This is a genomic window from Streptomyces sp. NPDC004658, from assembly GCF_040609555.1.
Classification (GTDB): domain Bacteria; phylum Actinomycetota; class Actinomycetes; order Streptomycetales; family Streptomycetaceae; genus Streptomyces.
Genome location: NZ_JBEXKG010000297.1, coordinates 1 through 4,943 on the forward strand (window position 1 = coordinate 1; position 4,943 = coordinate 4,943).

Consider the following 4,943-nt stretch of genomic DNA (forward strand, 5'->3'; position numbering starts at 1 on the left):
CGGTCCGGCGTGGCGGCGAGGGGCCCGAGCGGTGCGCCGCGCGTGTCGTCGCGACGCCGGCCGGCGCGCCGGGAACGCTCGCTGGCCGAATCATCACCCCAGATCAGGCGCAGTCCGGCCACACCGCGGACCGGCGCGCCGACGCGGTCGCCGGACGGTGGACGGAAGGGGCGGCGAACCGTCGCCGGCCGACGGGCGGCGGGATTTTTCCCGCGTGGTCGGTTTGCGGCGCAGACGCCGGGGCACACGCGGGGGCGACGCTCCGGCCGGGGGGCTCGTGCGCGCGCAGCCCGGGCGAGTGGCCGGACAGTGACGCAAAAGCACCGCCAGAGTACTCTCCGTTCAACTTCAGGGGGTTGCTTGTGCGTGACTCGCCGTGAAGACTGTGGCCGAGTTCCATCGAAACGAAGGTGTCTCGGGGTACGCATCATGCCAATCGTGGGGCGGTACGCTCTACGACTGCGTATTCTCACACCGCACGAGCCGCGAGGGTCCCGCGTGAGCAGTGCGCGGGATATCGCCGAGGGGGATGGTCATGTGGGGTTGCGCGCCGCGCGACAGGGCTCGCTCCAGGGCCGCGGCAGGCCGCTCGGCGGCCACGTCCCGCACCGCACGGGGTGAGGCCGCGCCGCGGGGGCGCGGGCCGCTCGGCACCCGTGGAGACCGCCTCGCCTGTGCCGGGGCCTGATCGCACGGGCTGAGATCCCACCGCACGGGCCGGGCCCCCGGCGCAGGTGCGGAAGGTCTCCGGCCCACCCGGACGCCAGTCCGAGCGGCGGCCGACGCCGCCGCGTCCGAGGAGGACACGGGGGTCACACGCTCTTCCCGTCCGGATGTCCCGGCAGCGGGGGCGCAGCCGTGCCCGGAACCCGCCCGGCCGCCCGCCCGGCCGGTGCCGGCCCACGGCCCTCCCCGCCCGCATGACTCCTCCATGCCCGCACGCGCCAGCAAGGAGACAAGGTGATCAGCAAGCAACCGACGGACGAACGGCTCCTCCTGGAGGAGTTACCCGACCGCTGGCGTGACTTACGCGAGTCCGGGCCGGTGCGGTACGACGAGAAACAGGGCGTCTGGCAGGTGCTGGACCACGAGACCGTCGCCACCGTGCTCGCCGACCCGGCGACGTACTCCTCGGACATGTCCGCCCTCGCGCCCACCCAGTCCGACTTCGAGACCTTCCGGCAGGGCAACTTCGTCGGCATGGACCCGCCGGAGCACCGCAAACTGCGCACCCTGGTGAGCCAGGCCTTCACCCCCCGGGTGGTCCAGGGGCTCGGCCCCCGCATCGAGGCCGTCTGCGCCCGGCTGCTGGACGCCGTCGCCGACCGCGACCGGTTCGACCTGGTCGACGCACTGGCCTATCCGCTGCCGATCATCGTCATCGCCGAACTGCTGGGCATCCCCGCGGAGGAACACCGGCTCTTCCAGGAGTGGGCGAGCGTCCTGTTCGGCGGCGACCAGCTCGGCGAGGCGCCCGACATGGCCGACCTGGAACGGGCACTGGAGGCCATCGCGCCCACGGTGCGCGAGATGAACGGCTACATGCTCGACCACATCCGCGCCCGCCGCGCCGACCCCGGTGACGACCTCACGAGCAGACTCATCGCCGCGGAGGTGGACGGCGTCCGCCTCGCCGACCAGGAGATGGTCGGATTCGTCGCCCTGCTGCTGGTCGCCGGGCACATCACCACCACCGCGCTGCTGGGCAACGCCGTCGTCACCTTCGACCGGCACCCCGGCACGGACGCCGCGCTGCGGGCCGACCCCGCGCGGATCCCGGCCGCCGTCGAGGAGGTGCTGCGCTGGCTCCCCCCGTTCCCGGAGCTGGGCCGCCGGGTCACCCGGCCCGTGGTCCTCGGCGGCCGTGAGATTCCGGCCGACACCCTGCTCATGGCACATCTGGGTGCCGCCAACCGGGACCCCGCCCGCTTCGCGGCGTCCGACGTCTTCGACGTGACCCGGCACCCCAACCCGCATCTGACCTTCGGGCACGGCATTCACTTCTGTTTCGGCGCGCCCCTGGCCCGGCTGGAGGCGCGGATCGCCCTGCGGATGCTGCATGAACGATTCCGCAGGCTGGTGATCCCCTCCTACGAGGACGTCACCTACCAGAATCCGGCCGTGATCATCGGCGTACGACAGCTGCCCGTCGAGGTCCGCAGACCGTAGCCCGAGCGCGCGCAGCGCACCGGCCGGCCCCCACACCGCTCAGAGTGGGCCGGACCGGAACACCCGCACATGAGACCCATCCAACGGGAGTCCCCTTCTCATGCCGTACACCATCCCCATCGCTCCGGCCGCCTCCCGGACGCCGTCCCCGTTACGCCGGGAGATACAGGACCGTCTCGACACCCTCGCCCGGACCCACCGGGTGCCCGGCGCCCAACTGGTCCTGGACACCGGCACGGACGTCATCGCCGTGCACACCGGTACGGCCGACGCCACGACCGGCAGTCCGTTCACCGAGGACACGGCGGTCCCGCTGGGCTCGCTCACCAAGCCCTTCACCGCCGCGCTCGTCATGCTCCTGGCCGACGACGGCGACCTGGACCTGGACGAACCCGCCGCCGCACACCTCCCGGAACTGACAGCCGTCCCCGAGGTGACGATCGGTCAGCTGCTCAGCCACACCGCCGGGTTGCCCACCGGACCGGACTCGGACACCGCCGCCACGACCACCGCCCCCCGCTATCTCGCCGCCGTGTGCACCCCCCGCGACGCGCTGTTCCCGCCGGGGACCGACTTCTCCTACTCCAACGCCGGCTACGTCGCCGCCGGACGGCTGGTGGAGACGGTCACCGGCATGTCGTGGCACGAGGCGGTCCGGGCGCTGCTGCTGGAACCCCTCGGCATCGCACCCGCGTTCATCGGTGACCCCGCGCCCCGTCGTCCCGTGGCCGCCGGACACGCCGTCAACTCCGCGACCGGCCAGACCCGTCCGGCCCGGCAGAACCTGGCGCCGCTGGAGGCGCCGGCCGGGGCGCTGCTCGCGAGCGCCCGGGACCTCGCCGCGTTCGGCAACGCGCTGACCGGCCGCTCGGACCTGCTGCCACCCGCCGTCGCCAAGGAGATGCGGCGCCCCGAGACCGCCGCCCGGCCCGGCACGCTGGCCGACGGCTGGGGCGCCGGACTCGCCCTGTACGAGCGGGACGCCCGCGTGTGGTGCGGGCACGACGGCAACGCCCAGGGCACGTCCTGCCATCTGCGGGCCGACCCGGAGAGCGGGGTGGTGGTCGCCTTCACGGGCAACGCCGGTGGCGCCACCGCGCTCTGGCACGACCTCGCCGGGGAACTGGGCCGGCTGACCGGCACACGGGTGCCCGCCGGCGTGCCGACCGCGGACCGGGGGCGCCCCGTCGCCCTGCCCGAGTGCGTGGGCACCTACCGCAACGGCACCACGACCTATCGCATCGCGCCCGGACCGGACGGCTCGCCGGCCCTCTCGGTGGACGGCGACCTGCCCCTGCCGCTGGTCTGCTACGCCGACCTCTCCTGCGATCTGCTCGACCCGGGCACCGGGCGCCGGGAACCCGGGGGCCGCTTCCACCGCGATCCGGCCACCGGAAGGCTCGACCGGGTGCAGATCTCCGGCCGCACCGCCCGCCGTACCGAGCCCGACTGACCATCGGCCGGCCGGGCTCCGCAGGGTGGTGCCCGGTTCCCGGCGGTGGTGCGAGGCCTTCGCGCACCGCGCCGGTACCGGCCCGCCCGGGCCCTGGGCCGCGGTGCCGAGTCCCGTTCCGGAACGGTCCCGGCTCCGGCCGGCACCGCTGCCGTAGCCACCGGCGCTCGCGCCGTTTCCGGCGACGGTGGTGCCGGGGCGCGGTCACTCCTGGCCGGGGGCCCGCGGTCACCGGCCGAGTCGCTCCGCCATCGGCGCGGGTTGCCTCGGCGCCGTGAGGGGGCCGGCCGCCCGGAACAGGCGGCGACCCGCCAGGTGCCGTCCCCGGTCGCGCCCTCCGCTCGCCGCCCACGGGGAGGGCTCCCGAACGGCCTCCCCGCATCCCCGCAACCGCACCACCTCGCGCACCCCCCGTGTGCCAGCGCGCCGCATCGTCCCGCTCTCCAAAGGACTTCACCCATGACGGACCCGCACGACAAGCCCGCACCGGCGTCCTCCCTGCCGCCACAGGCCGGCCCCGCCGCCGGCGCGCCGGAGAGCGCGGCGGCTCCGGTGCATCCGACGCTCGGCGAGCTGTTCTCCGCGTGGGTGGCCCGCACCCCCGACGCACCGGCCCTCACCGACGGCCGGCGGACCTGGAGCTACCGCGAACTGGCCGCCCGCGCCGACCGGTTGGCCGGACATCTGGCCCGGCGGGGAGCCGGGCCCGACCGGATTGTCGCCCTGGTCCTGCCCCGCTCCATGGAGCTGATCGCGGCCGAGCTGGCCGTCGCCCGGGCCGGTGCCGCCTTCCTGCCCGTGGACCCGGCCTATCCCGCCGAGCGCCGCGCGCTGATGCTCGCCGACGCCGCGCCCGCCGTCACCCTCGACGATCCGCGCCGGGTCCGCGAGGTGCTGGACCTCGGCGACAGCCCAGGACACGAGGCGGACGCAACGGCGCGTGCCGACGCCGACCACGCCGCCTACGTCATCTACACCTCCGGCTCCACCGGCACCCCCAAGGGCGTGACCGTCACCCACCGCGGCATCGGCGGCTTCACCGCCGCCGCCGCCGAACGGTACGCGGTGGGCCCCGGCGACCGCGTGCTGCAGTTCTCCTCGCCGAGCTTCGACGCCTCCGTGCTGGAGCTGTGCGCCTCCGTCCTGACCGGCGCCACCCTCGTCGTACCGCCGCACGGCCCCTGGCTCGGCGACGAACTCGCCGCGGTCCTGGACGAGCACCGCGTCACCCACGCCCTCATCCCGCCCGCCGCCCTCGCCACCCTGCCGGACCCCGCGCGGGGCACCGCCCGCGGGCTGCGCACGCTGATCGTGGGCGCCG

General features: G+C 75.0%; 3 protein-coding genes. All 3 read left to right on the forward strand.

Going from position 1 to position 4,943, the window contains the following annotated elements; translation table 11 throughout:
* The first annotated feature begins 960 nt into the window (after positions 1–960).
* Entirely contained in the window at positions 961–2,169 is a 1,209-nt protein-coding gene (locus ABZV94_RS40205; RefSeq protein ID WP_356349824.1) for a cytochrome P450, read from the forward strand.
* A gap of 100 nt (positions 2,170–2,269) precedes the next feature.
* Complete coding sequence (locus ABZV94_RS40210) at positions 2,270–3,622, forward strand: serine hydrolase domain-containing protein (RefSeq protein WP_356349825.1); 1,353 nt, start codon at positions 2,270–2,272, stop codon at positions 3,620–3,622.
* A gap of 459 nt (positions 3,623–4,081) precedes the next feature.
* Positions 4,082–4,943 (forward strand): AMP-binding protein (locus tag ABZV94_RS40215; RefSeq protein WP_356349828.1); only part of this gene is annotated, 862 nt, incomplete at its 3' end.